General features: G+C 72.9%; 17 protein-coding genes and 1 pseudogene. 6 read left to right on the top strand and 12 right to left on the bottom strand.

The annotated features are described in order from the left end of the window. The first annotated feature begins 2 nt into the window (after positions 1 to 2). Entirely contained in the window at positions 3 to 1,358 is a 1,356-nt protein-coding gene (locus ACGFSH_RS21560; RefSeq protein WP_393350960.1) for an MFS transporter, read from the top strand. Between the two features lie 279 nt (positions 1,359 to 1,637). Continuing rightward, positions 1,638 to 2,012, top strand: a complete 375-nt coding sequence (locus ACGFSH_RS21565) for an RNA polymerase-binding protein RbpA (protein WP_020128921.1) — start codon at positions 1,638 to 1,640, stop codon at positions 2,010 to 2,012. A 299-nt stretch (positions 2,013 to 2,311) separates the two neighbouring features. On the opposite strand, the gene fxsA is transcribed toward ACGFSH_RS21565, so the two are convergent. From fxsA to ACGFSH_RS21585, 4 genes and pseudogenes are all read right to left on the bottom strand, one after another. After that, the gene (gene fxsA / locus ACGFSH_RS21570; protein ID WP_393350963.1) at positions 2,312 to 2,842 is read right to left on the bottom strand and encodes an FxsA family membrane protein; all 531 of its coding nucleotides are present in this window, start codon (positions 2,840 to 2,842) and stop codon (positions 2,312 to 2,314) included. Positions 2,843 to 3,152: 310 nt separating this feature from the next. Further along, positions 3,153 to 3,956 (bottom strand): annotated as a pseudogene (locus ACGFSH_RS21575) (polyprenol monophosphomannose synthase); the annotation flags it as partial. Between the two features lie 569 nt (positions 3,957 to 4,525). Then, positions 4,526 to 6,142 (bottom strand): amidohydrolase, encoded by a 1,617-nt coding sequence (locus tag ACGFSH_RS21580; RefSeq protein WP_393350966.1) that lies wholly within the window; start codon positions 6,140 to 6,142, stop codon positions 4,526 to 4,528. 45 nt (positions 6,143 to 6,187) lie between these two features. Beyond that, a complete protein-coding gene (locus ACGFSH_RS21585; RefSeq protein ID WP_393351622.1) occupies positions 6,188 to 6,628 on the bottom strand; it encodes an Lrp/AsnC family transcriptional regulator in 441 nt (146 codons plus the stop codon). Between the two features lie 241 nt (positions 6,629 to 6,869). Here ACGFSH_RS21585 and ACGFSH_RS21590 point away from each other — a divergent pair, with 241 nt between their 5' ends. Both ACGFSH_RS21590 and ACGFSH_RS21595 read left to right on the top strand, forming a co-directional pair. Continuing rightward, positions 6,870 to 7,325, top strand: a complete 456-nt coding sequence (locus ACGFSH_RS21590) for a hypothetical protein (protein WP_329407814.1) — start codon at positions 6,870 to 6,872, stop codon at positions 7,323 to 7,325. A gap of 376 nt (positions 7,326 to 7,701) precedes the next feature. Continuing rightward, positions 7,702 to 7,917, top strand: coding sequence for a hypothetical protein (locus ACGFSH_RS21595; protein WP_393350970.1), 216 nt, complete (start codon positions 7,702 to 7,704; stop codon positions 7,915 to 7,917). A gap of 84 nt (positions 7,918 to 8,001) precedes the next feature. Here the strand turns inward: ACGFSH_RS21595 and ACGFSH_RS21600 are convergent, their stop codons facing one another. The 3 genes from ACGFSH_RS21600 to ACGFSH_RS21610 all read right to left on the bottom strand — a co-directional run bounded on the left by ACGFSH_RS21600 (position 8,002) and on the right by ACGFSH_RS21610 (position 10,358). Further along, a complete protein-coding gene (locus ACGFSH_RS21600) occupies positions 8,002 to 8,676 on the bottom strand; it encodes a TetR/AcrR family transcriptional regulator (protein ID WP_393350972.1) in 675 nt (224 codons plus the stop codon). A gap of 74 nt (positions 8,677 to 8,750) precedes the next feature. Next, complete coding sequence (locus ACGFSH_RS21605; protein WP_329407820.1) at positions 8,751 to 8,891, bottom strand: SCO1431 family membrane protein; 141 nt, start codon at positions 8,889 to 8,891, stop codon at positions 8,751 to 8,753. Positions 8,892 to 8,981: 90 nt separating this feature from the next. Continuing rightward, entirely contained in the window at positions 8,982 to 10,358 is a 1,377-nt protein-coding gene (locus tag ACGFSH_RS21610) for a peptidase C39 family protein (RefSeq protein WP_393350975.1), read from the bottom strand. Positions 10,359 to 10,652: 294 nt separating this feature from the next. On the opposite strand from ACGFSH_RS21610, the gene ACGFSH_RS21615 reads away from it, so the two are divergent. Then, a complete protein-coding gene (locus ACGFSH_RS21615; protein WP_393351624.1) occupies positions 10,653 to 11,273 on the top strand; it encodes a uridine kinase in 621 nt (206 codons plus the stop codon). Between the two features lie 440 nt (positions 11,274 to 11,713). Then, complete coding sequence (locus ACGFSH_RS21620; protein ID WP_393350977.1) at positions 11,714 to 13,591, top strand: AAA family ATPase; 1,878 nt, start codon at positions 11,714 to 11,716, stop codon at positions 13,589 to 13,591. An 18-nt stretch (positions 13,592 to 13,609) separates the two neighbouring features. Here the strand turns inward: ACGFSH_RS21620 and ACGFSH_RS21625 are convergent, their stop codons facing one another. From ACGFSH_RS21625 to ACGFSH_RS21645, 5 genes are all read right to left on the bottom strand, one after another. Further along, complete coding sequence (locus tag ACGFSH_RS21625; protein WP_393350979.1) at positions 13,610 to 14,695, bottom strand: hemolysin family protein; 1,086 nt, start codon at positions 14,693 to 14,695, stop codon at positions 13,610 to 13,612. Then, positions 14,692 to 16,017 carry a hemolysin family protein gene (locus ACGFSH_RS21630; protein ID WP_393350981.1) on the bottom strand — a complete coding sequence of 442 codons (1,326 nt, stop codon included), beginning with the start codon at positions 16,015 to 16,017 and terminating at the stop codon, positions 14,692 to 14,694. The genes ACGFSH_RS21625 and ACGFSH_RS21630 overlap by 4 nt, the downstream gene beginning before the upstream one ends. A gap of 206 nt (positions 16,018 to 16,223) precedes the next feature. Further along, entirely contained in the window at positions 16,224 to 16,706 is a 483-nt protein-coding gene (locus ACGFSH_RS21635) for a PH domain-containing protein (RefSeq protein WP_393350983.1), read from the bottom strand. 14 nt (positions 16,707 to 16,720) lie between these two features. Then, positions 16,721 to 17,578: an ATP phosphoribosyltransferase gene (gene hisG, locus ACGFSH_RS21640; protein WP_393350985.1), complete on the bottom strand. Its 858-nt coding sequence runs from the start codon at positions 17,576 to 17,578 to the stop codon at positions 16,721 to 16,723. 69 nt (positions 17,579 to 17,647) lie between these two features. After that, positions 17,648 to 17,920, bottom strand: coding sequence for a phosphoribosyl-ATP diphosphatase (locus tag ACGFSH_RS21645; RefSeq protein WP_018534786.1), 273 nt, complete (start codon positions 17,918 to 17,920; stop codon positions 17,648 to 17,650).

Genomic DNA, 17,920 nt, shown 5'->3' on the forward strand with positions numbered 1-17,920 from the left:
GGGTGGGCATCGAGACCGTGCGGACGGCGACGTCCGGCGAAGAGGCCGACGGGCGGCGGCGCGAGCAGCGCGGCTGGTACTTCTACGACTGGGCCTGCTCCGTCTACTCGACGAGCGTGCTCACGGTGTTCCTGGGCCCGTACCTGACCTCGGTGGCCAAGGCTGCGGCGGATGCGGACGGATACGTGCACCCCCTGGGCGTTCCCGTCCGGGCGGGATCCTTCTTCGCCTACTCGGTGTCCCTGTCGGTGATCGTGGCCGTCGTCGTGATGCCGCTGGTGGGTGCGGCCGCCGACCGCACCGGCCGCAAGAAGCCGCTGCTCGGCGCGGCCGCCTACACGGGCGCCGCGGCGACGACCGCGATGTTCCTCCTCGGCGGCGACCGGTATCTGCTGGGCGGGGCGCTGCTGATCGTGGCCAACGCGGCCCAGTCGGTGGCGATGATGCTCTACAACTCCTATCTGCCGCAGATCGCCCCGCCGCAGGAACGCGACGCCGTCTCCTCCCGAGGCTGGGCCTTCGGCTACGCGGCCGGGTCGCTGGTCCTCGTCGTGGACCTGGTCCTCTACCTCGCGCACGGCTCCTTCGGCGTCTCGGAGTCCACGGCCGTCCGCATCTGCCTGGCCTCGGCCGGACTGTGGTGGGGCGGTTTCACGCTGATCCCGCTGCTGCGGCTGCGCGACCGTCCGCCCGCCTCCGCGCGGGCCGAGGCGACGGCGCCGAGGCTGCGGCAGCTCGCCGCGACGGTGCGCGACATGCGCCGCCATCCACTGACCCTCTCGTTCCTCCTGGCCTATCTCGTCTACAACGACGGCATCCAGACGGTGATCTCCCAGGCCTCGGTCTACGGCTCCGAGGAGCTGGGCCTCGGGCAGTCCACGCTGATCGGCGCCGTCCTGCTGGTGCAGGTGCTGGCGGTCGCGGGCGCACTGGGCATGGGGCGGCTGGCCCGGACGTACGGCGCGAAGCGGACGATCCTGGGCTCGCTGGCGGCCTGGACGCTCACCCTGGGCGCGGGCTACTTCCTGCCGGCCGGCGCGCCGGTGGGGTTCTTCCTGCTCGCGTCCGCCATCGGACTGGTCCTCGGCGGCAGCCAGGCCCTGTCCCGCTCCCTGTTCTCCCATCTCGTCCCGCCCGGCAAGGAGGCCGAGTACTTCTCGGCGTACGAGATGAGCGACCGGGGCATGAGCTGGCTCGGGCCCCTGCTGTTCGGGGTCACCTACCAGCTCACCGGCAGCTACCGGGACGCGATCGTCTCGCTGGTCGCCTTCTTCCTGATCGGATTCGTCCTGCTCGCGCGGGTACCCGTACGGCGGGCGATCCGCGACGCGGGGAACCCGTTGCCCGAGAGGATTTAGCACTCAAGGCGAAAGGGCGGTAGTGTACGCGTTTGGCCTGCCAGGCGTACCGTTACTGCGCGTCAAAGATGCCGAAACGCTGGGTCACATCTCCTTTCAGATGTGACAAACCGGGCGCCGGTGGGTACTGCACTGGTTGACAAGGCTGCGGCTACGACGGCGACGCACGACCCGTAACGGACTCGGATCGGGAATCTTTACCGCCGCCCGGACGTTGACCGGATGACGACGACAGCGACACACCTGTCCTGTGGGCGACAAGCCCGGGAGGCACGATTCATGAGTGAGCGAGCTCTTCGCGGCACGCGCCTCGTGGTGACCAGCTACGAGACGGACCGCGGTATCGACCTGGCCCCGCGCCAGGCCGTGGAGTACGCATGCGAGAAGGGGCATCGGTTCGAGATGCCCTTCTCGGTCGAGGCGGAGATTCCGCCGGAGTGGGAGTGCAAGGTCTGCGGAGCCCCTGCACTTCTCGTCGACGGCGACGGCCCTGAGGAAAAGAAGGCCAAGCCCGCGCGTACGCACTGGGACATGCTGATGGAGCGGCGGACCCGCGAGGAACTGGAAGAGGTCCTCGAGGAGCGCCTGGCCGTTCTGCGGTCAGGGGCGATGAACCTTGCGGTACATCCCCGCGACAGCCGCAAAAGCGCGTAGCTCCTGAGGGGCTGCGCCGGCTTCACAGCGCACGACAACGACCGCGGGCGCCGTACGTGATCCACGTACGGCGCCCGCGGTCTTGGCGCTGTCCGGGCCCGCAGCCCGGGCCGTCGTCCAGGCCCGGCCCCCATGGGGATCGGTCGCACGCACCCGGAGCCCGAGGCCGAGCCCGGCCCCCACCGCCCGTCGGACCCGGCGCCCAAGCCCGAGGGCTCAGCCCGACGCCCTTGCCGCCTCTGAAGACCCGGGGCAGCCGAGCCGGGCCGGGTCACCAGCCGAGTCACCAGCCCTCAGGGTCACTGCTCGTCCCTGATGACCTCGCCCTGGACCACCTTGCCGTCGGGGCGGTGGATGCGGGCCTGCTGGAACGCGTCACCGAGGGTGCCCGGCGTGCCGGCGGCCTCGCGCAGCTTGCGCTCCCCGAAGCCGCTGACCGCCTTCTGGACCGGCGGGAGCAGCAGGAGCAGGCCGATCGCGTCGGAGGCGAGGCCCGGGATCATCAGCAGAAGACCCCCGAGCATCATGAGGCCGTTGCCGCCGCCGCTGCGCGGGGCCGAGCCGCGCTGGAGCGCCTCGTTCAGGTTCTGGAAGGCCCGCCGCCCCGCACGCTTGATCACGACGCCGCCGAGCACGAACCCGGCGACGAGGATCAGGAGGACCACCGGGCCGCTCGTCGCGCCCGCGACGACGGTCAGCAGCCAGATCTCCAGCACCAGCCACGCGGCAAGGCCCAGCGGCAGGAACGTCCGCAGGCGGGAGCGCCGGGGCTGGGGACGGCGGGGCTGGGCGTCGGTCGGGTACGCGCGGATCGGAGAGCCAGTCGTCATGCCTCCAGTGTGCCCGGACGCGGCTCAGAGCGGCGTAAGGGCAGGATCAGCTGTCGCTGTGCGACGCGCCGCCGGGCCGGGATCCGCCGGATCCGCCCTCCGTCCGCACGTCGGCGGCGTCACCGGCGGGCTCGACCGCCGCGCCGTCCGCGCTCCCGGCCACCGGGGTGTCGTCCGCGGTCCGGGCGGGCCCACTGCCGGCGCCCTCGGGTTCCGGGGCGTCGCCGGCGGCTCCCTCGGCCCGCGCCGGGTCGCCGCCGGACTCCGAGGTCCGCGCGGCGGCGCCGTGGGCGGGGGCGGGCGCCGTCCGCGGGCGCTCCGGCTTGCCGGCCCCGCGGCCGGTGATCTTGCCGACCCGCTCCCCCACGCCCCACGCCGTGACCCGCCACAGCGCCTCGACGAGGATGTCGCGGCTCATCTTGGAGTCGCCGAGTTCGCGCTCGACGAAGGTGATGGGCACCTCCACCACGTGGTAGCCGGCCTTGACCGCGCGGCGGGCCAGGTCGACCTGGAAGCAGTACCCCTGCGAGGCCACCTCGTCGAGGCCGAGGCCCTCCAGGGTCCCGCGGCGGAAGGCGCGGTAGCCGCCGGTGATGTCGCGCAGCGGAAGGTCGAGGGCGAGGCGGGAGTACAGGCTGCCGCCGCGGGAGATGACCTCGCGGGACCGGGGCCAGTTCACGACCCGGCCGCCCGGCACCCAGCGCGAGCCGAGGACGAGGTCGGCGCCCTTGAGCGCGGTGAGCAGCCGCGGCAGCTCCTCGGGCTGGTGGGAGCCGTCGGCGTCCATCTCGATCAGGACGCCGTAGCCGTTGTCCAGGCCCCAGTGGAAGCCCGCTAGGTAGGCGGCGCCGAGGCCCTCCTTGCCCTTGCGGTGGAGCACCTGCACCTGCTCGTCCCCGGCGGCCAGTTCGTCGGCGAGCTTGCCGGTGCCGTCCGGGCTGTTGTCGTCGGCCACGAGGACGTGGGCCTCCGGGACAGCCTTGCGTACCCGGCCGACGATGCTCTTGATGTTCTCCGCCTCGTTGTAGGTCGGAATGATCACCAAGGCCGTGCCGAGCGGACCGAACTGCCGTCCCCGGTCCTGTGCCGCGCGGGTCCCGTCGCCGTCGTTCACTGCTGCCCCTTCAAGTCCGTACGCAAGGGACCACCATAGTGGCCGCCGCCTGCGATGACGTGACAGGACGTTCGAATGGTGGTGTCGAGTCCCCGAAAGCGGGGTAAGAACGCGCTTTTGGGTTCGTATGTACGCCCCTGCCCGCGCGGGGCGGGGCGTACGCCCGCTGCGGATGGGGGCCCGGCGCTCTTCGGGCCGGCCCGGGATCCGCTGGCTGCGGGTCGACCGAAAGCCGTTGTCTACTGAGCGCCCGGGCCCCACCCGGGTCACACCTCCCCGACCGGCCAGAACGTTCCCTCGCTGCGGCACGGGCGCTGAGCCTGGCTGCCAGCGGCGGTGCGCCGGCTCGGCGCACCGTCCCTGACCCAGCGGCGCCGCGGCGAGTGCGTGGACGTTCTCCGGCGGGGCGTCCGGCGGTGGACTCCGCCGAACCTACCGGCCTTCCGCAGTCGGCTGTCAACAGCCGTTCGACCTGCGCGTCTTTCGTCAACGCCCTGGTCAGAGGGGAGGAGAAGCCGTCGGCACGAGGCCCTGCGGACGGGTGATCTTCGCCGCGCAGGCCCGGGAGATCACTCGCCCGGGCGCACGAACACGGTCCGCCCGCCCACCACGGTGCGCAGACATTCCGGCAGTCCGGCCCCGGGGGTGAGATCGGGCAGCCCGGGGGTGCCGGAGCGCGGGTCGGTCGACCAGCGGGCGACCCGGTCGTCGGGGGCCTGGACGACGAGTTCGTCCGTCCGCCAGACCGCGTAGTCGGCGGGTGCGCCCGGCACCAGGACGCCCGCGTCGTCGCGGCCGATCGCCCGCCATCCGCCGCGTGTGTGGGCGGTGAACGCGGCCCGCACGGAGACCCGGTGCCCGGGCGTGCGGTGGAAGGCGGCGGCGCGGACCGTGCCCCACGGGTCGAGAGGGGTGACCGGGCTGTCGGAGCCGAAGGCGAGCGGCACACCGGTCCGCAGCAGGGCGGCGAAGGGGTTCAGCGTGCGGGCCCGCTCGACGCCGAGGCGCTGGGCGTACATGCCCTCCTCGCCGCCCCAGAGCGCGTCGAAGGCGGGCTGCACGGAGGCGGTGAGGCCCAGTTCGGCGAAGGCGGCGATCGTCTCCGGGGTGAGCATCTCGGCGTGCTCCACCCGGTGGCGGGCGGCGCGGATCCGGGCGAGGCCCACCTTGTCCGCAGCGGCGCGCATCCCTTCGACGACGGCGCCGACGGCGGCGTCGCCGATGGCGTGGAACCCGGCCTGAAGTCCGGTCTCGGTGCAGGCCACCACGTGCGCGGCCACCTCGGCGGCGCCCAGGTAGGCGGCTCCGGTGTGGTCCGCGTCGGCGTAGGGGCCGTGCAGACAGGCGGTGTGGGAGCCGAGGGCGCCGTCGACGAACAGGTCCCCCGCGGCGCCGAGCGCGCCCAGCTCCCGGGCCTTGTCGACGTCCTGCTCCGCCCAGTAGCCGACCACCCGCGGGCCGCTCTCCTCGGCGGCGAGCCGCATCAGGTCCGTGAAGTCGTCCTCGGAGGAGATCTCGGGACCGCCGCACTCGTGGACGGAGCCGATGCCGAGGGAGGCGGCGTGCGCCAGGGCGGCCCGCTGGGCCTCGGTACGCTGTGCGGGCGTCACGGCTGCGAACGCGGCGGCCCGGACGGCGTGGTGCGCGTCGCGGGTCAGCGGCTCCCCGTCGGCGTGCCCGGCCGCGGTGCGCACGCCGGGCGTCAGGTCGAGCAGCGCGGTGGTGGCGACGGCCGAGTGGACGTCGATGCGGCTGAGGTACAGGGGCCGGCCACCGGTGGCCTCGTCCAGTTCGTCGCGCCGGGGGGGACGCCCCTCCGGCCAGCCGGAGGCGTCCCAGCCGTGCCCGAGGAGCACCTTGTCGAGCGGGCGGGCGGCCGCGAAGTCCCGCACGCGGGCGAGGGCGGCGGCCAGGGAGGGGGCGCCGGACAGGTCGAGGCCGGTCAGCGCGAGGCCGGTGGACGTGGTGTGCACATGGGCGTCGGTGAACGCCGGGGTGACCAGCGCGCCGTCCAGGTCGACGATCTCGTCCACGCCGTCCGCGAAGGCGTCGGCGGCGCCCTCGGAGCCGACCCAGGCGACCTGGCCGCGCTCGACCACCATCGCGGTCGCGAACGGGTCGGCGGGACTGTGGACCTCTCCGCGGCGGAGCAGGACGGTTTTCGGCTGGGGGGCGCGCTCACTCATGGGAACAGTCTCGCGCCTCGCGGCGGGCGCCCGGCACGGGGTCCCTCAGATCTTCGGCGGCCGGGCCTCGTACGGGGTGGACAGGGCGACCGTCGTGCGCGTCGACACCCCGGCCAGCGTCCGGAGCCGTCCCAGCAGCTCCTCCAGCTCGTGGGGGGTGGCCACGCGCACCTTGAGGATGTAGTTCTCGTCCCCGGCGACGCTGTGACAGGCCTCGATCTCGGGCAGGCCCGCCAGCCGCTCGGCGATGTCGTCGGGGGCGCTGGGATCGAACGGTTTCACCGAGATGAACGCGGTCAGCGGCAGCCCGACGGCCTCCGGATCGACGACGGCCGCGTACCCGCGGATGACGCCGCGCTGTTCCAGCCGGCGCACTCTCTGGTGCACGGCGGACGTGGACAGGCCCGTGGCCTTGCCCAGATCGGTGTAGCTCATCCGCCCGTCCTTGACGAGCAGCTGCACGATTTGTCGGTCCAGCTCCTCCATGACGCAAGAACCTACCGTGCGGGCGATCTCCGCGTATACGTATGCAGCCCTGGTCATAGCCGGTTCGTGATGTGGCGGGGGCGTGTGGGGCGTGCGGCACCGCACAGGGCATGTGACGAATGCCACAGCTCTTGTCAAGGCTTGGTGAGGGCCTGGTGGTTACCGCGCGTACCTGCTGGGAAGTGCTTGCTGTGGTCGAGGCCGCAGTGCCTTCACGGCCCAGTCCGAGGGGGAGAATCCCATGCAGAATCCCAAGCGCCCTGGTCGCACCGCGCCCAAGCGGCTCCAGTCGGTCGTCGAACCCGAGCCGGAGGGCGTCGAACCCTTCGACGCCGACGGTTTCGACGCCGATGACGCCGACCACTTCGACGCCTACGACACCTTCGAGATGTACCGCGTGATCTGCCCGGACTGCGCGCAGCCCATCGCGCTGCTGGCGGACGAGGAGATCCTGCCGGAGCACGCGCTGTGCGCCTCGCCGTGGAACCCGTTCGGGCTCACGGTCTGCGCCGGAACGGGACGCGCGGCGTCCGAGGCCCGCTCCGCCGACGAGTCCGCGGAACCCCAGGAGCAGGACACGGCACTGCTGCTGACGCTCCCTCAGGGACTGGACTGGCGCACGCAGCCCTTCTCGCACGTCGGCGGCCAGGGCTCGCGCCCGATGCGCGTCCCGGCGATGCGCCGCGCCGCGGCCTGAGGCGAACCCTCGCGCACCCGAGGGCAGTCGGCCGGTCCGTGCTGCGCACCGGGTGCGGTCGTGCCCGTGTCCGACGCCGACCACTGCCGGACGGCGTGCTTCTGTCAGCACGTCAGCAGCCTTGAGAACACGGCGTGTTGGGCTCTCGTCGGATGACGGGTCACGCCCGCCGGTCGCGTCGGGACAGGACGATCGCCCCGGGTCGCGTCGGGCGCACCGCCGCGGCCCGCGTCTCTGACACGGCGTGAGCGAACGGGGGGCCGGGACACCCCCCGAACTCACGCTCTACGACGGTGGCCGGTGACCTGCCCCGCGGCGTCGCCGTTGCGCTGGTATGGCCCCCACCTATTCGGCTGCACCCGGGCGTCACCGCCAGTTGTTCGTTGCGCCGCGCCCGGAACCAGCCGGTGCAGGATCGGTTCCGCCGGCCGCTCAGGACCCGCCCATCTACCGCGACCTGCTGCGCGTCTGGGCCGACCGGGGCCGGACCCTGCCGGGCCGCCACGACCCGGAATGGGTGCGGCTGGCGGCTCCGCAGGTGCGGCCGGGGCAGTTCGGCGGCTCCGCGGACCCGCTGGGCGACATGCACTGAGTGAGGCGGGAGGACCGGCGGCGGCTCGGGGGCGCGGGCGCCTTCGCCGGGAATCGAGCGGGGACACCGCCGGCGGTGGACCGGTCAGGGCCGTCCGGTGGCCGACGGGCGGCGGGCGGGCGCCGGGGCGGGGAAAGCGGGGTCCAGCTCCTCGATGGCGCGCAGGCAGCCGCCCAGCGTCTTCACCAGCAGGTCGCCCATGACCTCGCGGGAGAGTTCGGGCCGGTCGATCCACGCCAGGGTGGCCCCCTCCACGCTGCACACCCAGGACAGCAGGGCCATCCGGGGCAGCGGCGGGATGTCCCCGCTGCCGTACGCGCCCTCGGCGAGGGTCGTCACGATCGCCGCGCGCACGCCGTCGCGGATGGCGTGCACCTCGGTGTCGAAGCCCACGCCGCCGCTGACGATCGTGCGGTACGCGGCCTGGTTGTGCTCGGCGTAGCGCAGATAGCCGTCGATGGTGCGGTGCACGCGGTCCACCTGGGGCAGGTCCGCGCGGCTCGCCGCGAAGGCGACCAGGTCGGCGACGGAATCCTGGATGATCGCCAGGTAGTAGCCGCGCTTGGACTGGAAGTAGTAGTAGATCAGCCCCTTGGCGACGTGCGCCTGCCGGGCGATGTCGTCCATCGAGAGGGCGTCGTACGACGTGTCGGCGAACAACTTCCGCCCGATGGAGATGAGTTCGGCGCGGCGCGCCAGTGAGCGCTCGGTGCCGCGCGCCCGGGGCCGGACGACTTCGCGCTGTTCACTGATGTTCAATGTCGACCCTGGTCTCGGGCGGTCGGCGGGACGTCCGCAGTATGTCAGGTCAACCGTGCGTCAGGACACGCCCGTCACAGCAGTCCGAGCTGGGTGACCAGCATCGCGACGACCGCGACGAGGACCCAGCCCGCGACGTGCTCCAGGATCTTCGGGCCGTCGGCGTCGGGGCCCCCGGTGCGGACTCGGGCGGCGGTGGCTGTCTGTGCGGTCATGGCGGCTCGCTGAGGTCGGACGTACTGGTGGATCCCCCCACGATCCGTCCACCTTGCCACCTCCCGGGACCTTTGCGGCGGAGACCTTGCTCACACGGGGATGCCCACCGCGGCGAGGGCCTCGCACTGGCGGGCGGTGGGCCGCGCCGGGAAGCAGACGTAGCAGACGCCTCCGCTGCCGGAGGCGACCTTGCCGCTCGCGTCGTGACGCCGGGTCCTCAGCCAGACGTTCTCGAACTCCCGCCGCCGGTACACGCGCCGCACCGCCGCGTCGTCCGCCGAGAACGGGTCGTTGGCGATCACGTCGCCCCGGGCCGTGAAGCCGATCACCGTCATCAGGTGCCCGGAGGTGCCGTAACCCGCCCCGGTCAGCTCCTCCTTGAGGAACGACTGCGACGTCATGACGGGGATGCCGGCGGCGATCAGCGTCTCGAGGCCGGTGAGGGAGCCGAGCCGGGTCACCACGCCCCGCAGGTCGGTGAAGGTGGCCGCGTAGGCGGCGTTGAACGGCCAGTTGCCGCAGCCGCCGTACTGGTAGTCGTACGTGTACCGGGCGGCGTGGCACACCTGAGGGTCGCTGTAGGAGGGGTCGACCCAGGCCAGCTGCCGGGGCGTGAGCCGCCCGCCCCAGTACTCGACGGCCATCTGCGTGGAGGTGGGGCTGCACCAGGCCTCGCCGCCGCTGTCGTACTCGGGGTAGCGGCCCCGGTGGATCTCCTGCGAGTAGCGCGGCACGATCAGTTCCCGCGCGACGCCGGGGACGGAGGCCGGCACGGTGAAGCGGTCCGGTACGTCGGAGCCCATGGCGTCCAGCCGCCACACGGTGGGGGTGGCTCCGGAGCCGGGGCGGCGGTACAGGGTGAGCCGGAGCCTGACGGCGGCGATCCGCAGTCCCGTGGCCGCGTCGTCGACGGCGAGGGTGTCGGTCCAGACGGTGCTGCGGCCGTCCCTCTGGCCGTCGACCGAGGTGCGCCGGACGTCCTGGTCGCCGGAGGCCCAGCGGCCCATCACGTACCAGGGGGTGTCCTTGCCGTCGGAGTACGTGCCCTTCAGCTCGACCTGGAGCCAGGTGCCGGCCGGGGTGCTCGCGTTCCAGGAGGCGACCACCTCCGTGGCCGGGACCGCGAGCGCCCGGGCCGGTGACGTCCAGGTCGCGTAATCCCAGGCGGCGGTGGCCTTGGTGTGCGGGTCCGTGTACTCGACCGAGCCCAACGGGGCGGCGATGACGACGCCGGGGCGGGCCCCTGCCACGGCACGGGTTCCCTGTGCGGCACCGCCGGACCAGTCGGCGTGCGTGGTCCAGGCGCGATGGTCGACGGACCGGGCCGGGAGCGCTTCGGCGTCGCCGGCGTCCCCCGCGCCGGCGGCCGGGGCGGCCGTCGCGGCCGGGGCCGACGCACCGGCCACCGCGGCGGCGACCGTGACGGCGAGGACTCTCCTGCGGGACGGCTGTTCGGCTCTGCTCATGGGCGGAAGGACCCCCGAGGTCTCGGCGCGGCTGTGCGCCCACTATGAACGGCCGCGGACACGCCTTCCAGCACCGCCGCCCTGGCCACGCCCACGGACGTGGGACCGAACCACCGGTGTGGCGTACGCACGTAGGATCTGGGGGGACGCGGGGATCGTCCCGGCCGGGATGCCGCCAGGACGTGCTCGCGGACCGTCCCGGCCGGCGGATACCGGCCCCCGGCCCTCCCGCCGGCCGCGCGCCCTCGTTCCTCCTTCCCTGCCCCCTGCTCCCCCTCTCCCCTTGGACCCGCCATCCGCCAGCTCGCCTCCCGCCTCCGCCGCCTGCCGCCGGCCTGCGGGCCGGTCCGTCTGATCGGCGTCGACGGCCACGCCGGCTCGGGGAAGTCCACGTTCGCCGCGGCACTGGCCGAGGCGACGGGCGGGGCGCCGGTGCTGCACCTCGACGACATCGCCTCGCACGCGCAGCTGTTCGCGTGGACCGAGCGGCTGCTCGCCCAGGTGATCGAGCCCTTCGAGCGCGGCGAGAGCGCGCGGTACACCCCCTACGACTGGCGCGCCCGCCGCTTCGGCGCCCCGCGGACCCTGCCCGCCGACCCCGTCGTCCTCGTGGAGGGGGTCGGCGCCGGACGCCGGGCCCTGCGGCCCGTGCTCTCGTGCCTGCTGTGGATGGACGTGCCGGCGGAGCAGGCCTGGGCGCGCGGCCGATCACGGGACGGGGAGGAACAGCGGGAGTTCTGGGACGGCTGGGTTGCGGCCGAACTCGGCCACTTCGCCGCCGATCCGTCGCGACCGTACGCCGACGCGCTGGTACGGCAGTTGCCCGAGGGATACGAGGTGCTGCCGGGACCGCGCGGAGGGCCTGGTCCGCACCCGGATGTCACTCATGGTGAGGGACCGGCCGCGATGTGGTGAACCTGTGAAGACTCTTGCGTTCGAAGTTCGCCAACTGCCTCAACTGCGCTTGACCGGCGGCCCGTACAGGTCTTACGTTCTCAATGTGCGGCATCGCAGCCGCTCTCAGACGCGAAGCCCCCGGTTGTTCCCCCGTGATCGGGGGCTTCGTTCTGCCCTCCTCCCGGTCCCCGGCCCCCGTTTCCGGGCGCTGTGCGGGGCCTTCCGCTCACCCTGGGTCACGGTTTCGCCGTGCGCCCCATGTGCTCCCACCTCGTGGAACGTCCTGTGCGGCACCCTACGGCGGGCACCTCCCGCGCGGGTACGATGCCCTCGGTGCGACCTGGACGACTGCTGCGCGCACCTTGCAACTCCGGTCCGCGGTACAGCGGTTCGACCAAGGCAGCCGGCGGGCGACGGCCCGGCGGCAGACCGACGGGGCACGGTTTGTGGGGGACGTGATGGACTTCGGCACGCAGGGCCCCGAGGCCCCGGCCGACCTGGCCTGGCTGCGAGGCGTGGACGCCTACACCATGGGCGCCTATCCGCAGGCGGAGGAGGAGTTCCGCACGGCGGTGCGGATCGACCCCGGGATGGCCGACGGCTGGCTCGGGCTGCACGCGCTGCGCGTCGACACGACGACCGCCCTGCTGCGGATGTTCCGCCACCGCGAGCGCTTCGGAGAACAGCGCACCCGGCACCGTCGCACCCTCAACTCCTGGTACTGGCTGGGCTGGTGGGTGCAGCCCGTGCTGGAGAGCCCGCGCGACCTGCTGCTCGCCCACGCCTCACACTGGCTGGACGGCCGCCATGTGCCCGAGCTGGACCGGGCGCTCGCCGGACTCCCGCCCGTGGACGCCGACCACCAGGTGCGCTTCCTGCACGCCTGCCGCGCCTACCTCGTCAAGGACTGGGAGCAGCTGGTCCGGCACACCGACCCGCTGCTGGACGACTCCCTGCTGGGCATCGAGGCCGGGCTGTTCGGCGGGATGGCCCGGGTGCGCCTGGAGATGTACGGGCAGGCCGAGCCGCTGCTGTCGGCGGCGCTGATGCGCTGCCGCAGTGAGCAGCCGCAGCGCAAGGAACTGCGGTACTGGCTGGCCAGGGCCCATGAGGGCACCGGCCGGTCGGCGGCCGCCCTGCCCCTGTACCGGGCGGTGCACCGGGTCGACGCCGCGTTCATGGACACCTCGGCCCGGCTCGCCGCGATCGCCGAGGGCGACGGCTGCGACGGCTACGACGACACGGCCGACCTCGCCGCGATCACCCTCACGGGGCTCGGTCAGGACGCGGTGGACGGGCCGGAGGGCTTCGACCCCGTGTTCGGCGCCGAGGGGCGCGATCTGCGGCTCACCGATCCGGTCGACCCCTCCCCCGCCGCCCCGCCGGCGCCGGTGGCCCAGCCCGTCGCGCGAAACGCGAACCCCGCCCCCTCCGTGCCGTTGCCGGCCGGGCCCACCGACCCCGCCCTCCTGGAGGCGGCGCTCGCCGAGCTGGAGCGCATGGTGGGACTGGAGCCGGTGAAGCGCCAGGTCAAGGCGCTGTCGGCGCAGCTCAACATGGCCCGGCTGCGGGCCGGGCAGGGGCTTCCGGTCCAGCCGCCCAAGCGGCACTTCGTCTTCTCCGGCCCCTCGGGCACCGGGAAGACCACTGTGGCGCGCATCCTCGGCCGGGTCTTCTACGCTCTCGGCCTGCTGGGCGGCGACCACCTCGTGGAGGCCCAGCGGGCCGACCTGGTGGGCGAGTACCTGGGCCAGACGGCGGTGAAGGCCAACGAGCTGATCGACTCGGCCCTGGGCGGCGTGCTCTTCGTCGACGAGGCCTACTCGCTCTCCAACTCCGGTTACGGCAAGGGCGACGCGTACGGCGACGAGGCGTTGCAGGTCCTGCTGAAGCGGGCCGAGGACAACCGGGACCACCTGGTGGTGATCCTGGCCGGCTACCCGGAGGGCATGGACCGGCTGCTCGCCGCGAACCCCGGGCTCTCCTCCCGGTTCACCACCCGCGTCGACTTCCCCTCCTACCGGCCCCTGGAACTGACCTCCATCGGCGAGGTGCTGGCCGCGGAGAACGGCGACGGGTGGGACGAGGAGGCGCTGGACGAGCTGCGCTCGATCGCCGGGCACGTCGTCGACCAGGGCTGGATCGACGAGCTGGGCAACGGGCGGTTCCTGCGGACGCTGTACGAGAAGAGCTGCGCCTACCGGGATCTGCGCCTGTCGGCCTACCCGGGCGCACTGACCCGGGACGACTTGTCGACACTGCGGCTGCCGGACCTGATGCAGGCCTACGGCGAGGTGCTGTCGGGGAGGGGGCCGCAGGATCCGTCGGCGAGATGACGGATCCCGCGGCCCCGCTCAGCTCGCCAGCGCCTGCTCCGTTCCGCCGCGCGCCGCCGGCTCCGTCAGCCGCACCTCGGGAACCTCCCGGTGCGCCGGGTCGGTGACCTCGCCCACGAGGAGCTCCAGGACGTCCTCCAGGGCGACCAGGCCGAGAACCCTGCCCGACGCGTCGGCGACCTGCGCCAGATGGGTGGCCGCCCGGCGCATCACCGTCAGGGCGTCGTCCAGCGGCAGGTCGGAGCGCAGCTTGGTCATCGGGCGCCACACCTGCTGGGGCACCGCCCGCTCGGAGTTCTCGACGTCGAGGACGTCCTTCACGTGCAGGTAGCCCATGAAGGCGCCGTTCTCGGCGGCCACCGGGAAGCGGGAGTAGCCGGTGCGGGCGGTCAGCTCCACGATCTCGCCCGGGGTGACCGACGGGCTGACCGTGACCAGCGACTCGCGGGTGAGGAGCACGTCGGTCACCGGACGCGAGCCCAGCTCCAGCGCGTCCTCCAGCCGTTCGCGCTCCTCGGGGTCGAGCAGGCCGGCCTCGCCGGAGTCCTCCAGCAGCCGGTTCATCTGCTCGCTGGTGACGACGGCCTCGACCTCGTCCCTGGGCTCCACGTGGAAGAGCCGCAGGATGCCCTGGGCGCAGGCGCCGAGGGCCACGGTGATCGGCCGGCAGACCCGGGCGAAGGCGACCAGGCCGGGACCGAGCCACAGCGCGGCCTTCTCGGGGGCGGCCATGGCGAGGTTCTTCGGCACCATCTCGCCGATGACGAGGTGGAAGAAGACCACGGCCGCGAGGGCGATGACATAGCCGAGCGGGTGGATCGCCCCCTGCGGGAGGCCGATCCACTCGAACAGCGGCTCCAGCAGCTCGGCGACCGTGGGCTCGGCGACCGCGCCCAGGGTGAGGGAGCAGACGGTGATGCCGAACTGGGCCGCCGCCATCATCTGCGGCAGGGTCTCCAGGCCGTACAGCACCTGGCGGGCCCGCGCGGTGCCGAGGGGCTCGATCTGGCTGCGGCGCACGGAGACCAGGGCGAACTCGGCGCCGACGAAGAACCCGTTGGCCAGCACGAGCAGCGCGGCGAAGAGCAGTTGCAGGGCGCTCACCGGGCGACCTCCACGACCTGGCCGGTGCGCACCAGCCGGACCCGTTCGGCCCGGTAGTGGCCGATCCGGCGCACCGAGAGCCGCCAGCCGGGCAGCTCGGCCCGGTCGCCGACGGCCGGGATGCGGCCGAGCAGGTCGGCGACCAGGCCGGCGACCGTCTCGTACGGCCCCTCGGGGACCTCCAGCCCTATGCGCTGGAGGGTGTCGACGCGGCAGCTGCCGTCCACGTCCCAGGCGGGCCTGCCCTCCTCGGGCGGGGCCGCGGCCAGTTCCGGGGCGTCCTGGCCGTCGTGCTCGTCGCGGACCTCGCCGACGATCTCCTCGACGATGTCCTCCAGGGTGACCACTCCGGCCGTGCCGCCGTACTCGTCGACGACGACGGCGATGGGCTGCTCGCTGCGCAGCCGGGCCAGCAGGGGCTGCACGGGCAGCGTCTCGGGAACCTGGAGGGCCGGGCGGGCGATCCGGACGACCGGGGTGCGCAGCCGGTCGTGGACCGGGACCGCCAGGGCGTCCTTGAGGTGGACCATGCCGACGACTTCGTCGATCCTCTCGCGGTAGACCGGGAACCGGGACAGGCCGGTGGCGCGGGTGAGGTTGACGACGTCCTCGGCGGTCGCCGACGCCTGGAGGGCACTGACCTTCACGCGCGGGGTCATGACGTGCTGCGCCGTCAGCTCGGCCAGTGACAGCGTCCGCACGAAGAGGTCGGCCGTGTCCTGTTCGAGCGCGCCGGCCTGGGCCGAGTGGCGGGCCAGGGACACCAGCTCACCGGGGGTGCGCGCGGAGGCCAGCTCCGCGGTGGGCTCGACGCCCAGGGCGCGCACCAGCCGGTTGGCGACGGTGTTGAGCGCGGCGATCACCGGCCGGAAGAGGCGGGAGAAGCCGGCCTGCGGGCCCGCGACGAAGCGCGCGACCTGGAGGGGCTTGGACACCGCCCAGTTCTTGGGCACCAGCTCGCCGATCACCATCTGCACGGCGGAGGCCAGCAGCATGCCGACGACGACGGCCACGCCGGAGACGGCGCCCGCGGGGACGCCGATCGTGGTGAACGGACCGCGCAGCAGCTCCGCGAGCGCCGGTTCGGCGAGCATGCCGACGACGAGGGAGGTGATGGTGATGCCGAGCTGGGTGCCGGAGAGCTGGAAGGACAGTTCCTTCAGCGATCCGACGACCGTGCCGGCCCGTCGGTCGCCCTCGGCGGCGGCCTTCTCGGCGTCCGGGCGCTCGACCGTGACGAGGCCGAACTCGGCGGCGACGAAGAAGCCGTTGGCGAGAATGAGCAGGAACGCGGCTGCCAGGAGCAGCAGGGGATGGGTCATGATGCCGCCGCCTGCGATTCAGGTCGGACAGGGGCGGCGCAGGTACTACAGGACGAACCGTCCATCGCCGGAGGGAGTCACTCCTCGGGTAGCAGGAACCCCCGTGAGCCCGGCAGGGCACAACAGGGGCGGAGGCGCAAGGGCAGCGCCTCCGTCACCAGATTAATCAAGACAGGGCCATGAACGGCAGGGTGGACGGCCCCGAGTCAGCCCTGATCTTGTTGCGGGGGCGTCTCGGGGTCACGGAGCGACCGTGCTTCCGCGAGCGCCCGCAGGCTGCGCGCGTCGGCGATGGCCTGCCGCTTGTCGATGCCGGGCTGGATGCCGAGGGCCGGCAGGCTGGTGCCGTCGCTGAGGTCGAGGAAGACCCAGGGATCGCCCGGACGGAGGTTCACCCGGAGGATCTCCGCCCACGCCAGGCGTCGCCGGCCGGCGATGTTCACCACGGTGACGCCCGCCTCGTCGGCGACGACCCGTACCCGGGCGATCTGGGCCAGCGCCCAGAAGATGAGCGCGCCGGTCAGGATGAAGCTGAGCCGCTCCCCCGGGCCGAGCTGCTCCAGCAGCAGGGCCACGGCGGAGATGACGACGAGGATCGCGACCCCGGCGGTGAGGAGCACCGCGCGGGTGCGGCCCGGCCGGAAGGTGACGGGGAGGGTGGGCAGGTCGCCACCTGTGAGATCGGACATGTTCCCGGATGCGTTCAGAGTCGGCAGGCGTGGATGGCCGTGGTCAGGATGGCGCGGGCGCCGATGTCGTAGAGGTCGTCCATGATCCGCTGGGCCTCCTTGGCGGGGACCATGGCGCGGACGGCGACCCAGCCCTCGTTGTGCAGCGGGGAGACGGTCGGCGACTCCAGGCCCGGGGTCAGCGCGACGGCCTTCTCCAGCTGCTCGACGCGGCAGTCGTAGTCCATCATCACGTAGGTCCGCGCGACCAGGACGCCCTGGAGGCGGCGCAGGAACTGCTGGACTCGGGGCTCGGCGGCGTCCTCGGCGTCGGCGCCCGTGCGGCGGATGACGACGGCCTCGGACTGCATGATCGGGTCGCCGAACACCTCCAGGCCGGCGTTGCGCAGCGAGGTGCCGGTCTCCACGACGTCGGCGATGACCTCGGCGACGCCCAGTTCGATGGCCGTCTCGACGGCGCCGTCGAGGTGGACGACGGAGGCGTCGACGCCCTGCTCGGCCAGGTGCTTGGCGACGATCCCCTCGTAGGAAGTGGCGATCGTGCGGCCCTTGAGGTCTTCCAGGGAGTGCGCCGTGCCCGGCTTGGCGGCGAAGCGGAAGGTGGAGCGGGCGAAGCCGAGGGGGAGGATCTCCTCGGCCTCGGCGCCGGAGTCGACCAGCAGGTCGCGGCCGGTGACGCCGATGTCGAGGCGGCCGGAGGAGACGTAGATCGCGATGTCGCGGGGGCGGAGGTAGAAGAACTCCACGTCGTTGACCGGGTCGACGATCCGCAGTTCCTTGGACTCGCGGCGCTGCCGGTAGCCGGCCTCATGCAGCATCTCCCCCGCGGGGCCTGACAGGGAACCCTTGTTGGGGACGGCGATGCGCAGCATGAGGTCGGCTTCCTTCGCGTGGTACGGGGCGGGGGCGGGTGTGTGCAGAGGGGGGTGCCGGGAGCGTTTCTACAGGTGGGCGTAGACGTCGTCCAGCGAGATTCCGCGGGCGACCATCATCACCTGGACGTGGTAGAGCAGCTGCGAGATCTCCTCGGCGGCGGCTTCCTTGCCCTCGTACTCGGCGGCCATCCAGACCTCGGCGGCCTCTTCGACGACCTTCTTGCCGATGGCATGGACGCCCTTCCCGACCAGTTCGGCGGTGCGGGAGGTGGCGGGGTCGCCGGTGGCGGCCTTCTGCTGGAGCTCGGTGAAGAGCTCCTCGAAAGTCTTGTTCGACAT

The sequence above is a fragment of the Streptomyces sp. NPDC048481 genome, from assembly GCF_043200075.1.
Lineage (GTDB): Bacteria > Actinomycetota > Actinomycetes > Streptomycetales > Streptomycetaceae > Streptomyces.

What these genes read in the sequence shown, in the direction of transcription:
- ACGFSH_RS21565 (WP_020128921.1), top strand. Translation starts at nt 1,638, where the DNA reads ATGAGTGAGCGAGCTCTTCGCGGCACGCGCCTCGTGGTGACCAGCTAC.
- fxsA (WP_393350963.1), bottom strand. Translation starts at nt 2,842, where the DNA reads ATGACGACTGGCTCTCCGATCCGCGCGTACCCGACCGACGCCCAGCCC.
- ACGFSH_RS21580 (WP_393350966.1), bottom strand. Translation starts at nt 6,142, where the DNA reads ATGAGTGAGCGCGCCCCCCAGCCGAAAACCGTCCTGCTCCGCCGCGGA.
- ACGFSH_RS21585 (WP_393351622.1), bottom strand. Translation starts at nt 6,628, where the DNA reads ATGGAGGAGCTGGACCGACAAATCGTGCAGCTGCTCGTCAAGGACGGG.
- ACGFSH_RS21590 (WP_329407814.1), top strand. Translation starts at nt 6,870, where the DNA reads ATGCAGAATCCCAAGCGCCCTGGTCGCACCGCGCCCAAGCGGCTCCAG.
- ACGFSH_RS21605 (WP_329407820.1), bottom strand. Translation starts at nt 8,891, where the DNA reads ATGACCGCACAGACAGCCACCGCCGCCCGAGTCCGCACCGGGGGCCCC.
- ACGFSH_RS21610 (WP_393350975.1), bottom strand. Translation starts at nt 10,358, where the DNA reads ATGAGCAGAGCCGAACAGCCGTCCCGCAGGAGAGTCCTCGCCGTCACG.
- ACGFSH_RS21620 (WP_393350977.1), top strand. Translation starts at nt 11,714, where the DNA reads ATGGACTTCGGCACGCAGGGCCCCGAGGCCCCGGCCGACCTGGCCTGG.
- ACGFSH_RS21630 (WP_393350981.1), bottom strand. Translation starts at nt 16,017, where the DNA reads ATGACCCATCCCCTGCTGCTCCTGGCAGCCGCGTTCCTGCTCATTCTC.
- ACGFSH_RS21635 (WP_393350983.1), bottom strand. Translation starts at nt 16,706, where the DNA reads ATGTCCGATCTCACAGGTGGCGACCTGCCCACCCTCCCCGTCACCTTC.
- hisG (WP_393350985.1), bottom strand. Translation starts at nt 17,578, where the DNA reads ATGCTGCGCATCGCCGTCCCCAACAAGGGTTCCCTGTCAGGCCCCGCG.
- ACGFSH_RS21645 (WP_018534786.1), bottom strand. Translation starts at nt 17,920, where the DNA reads ATGTCGAACAAGACTTTCGAGGAGCTCTTCACCGAGCTCCAGCAGAAG.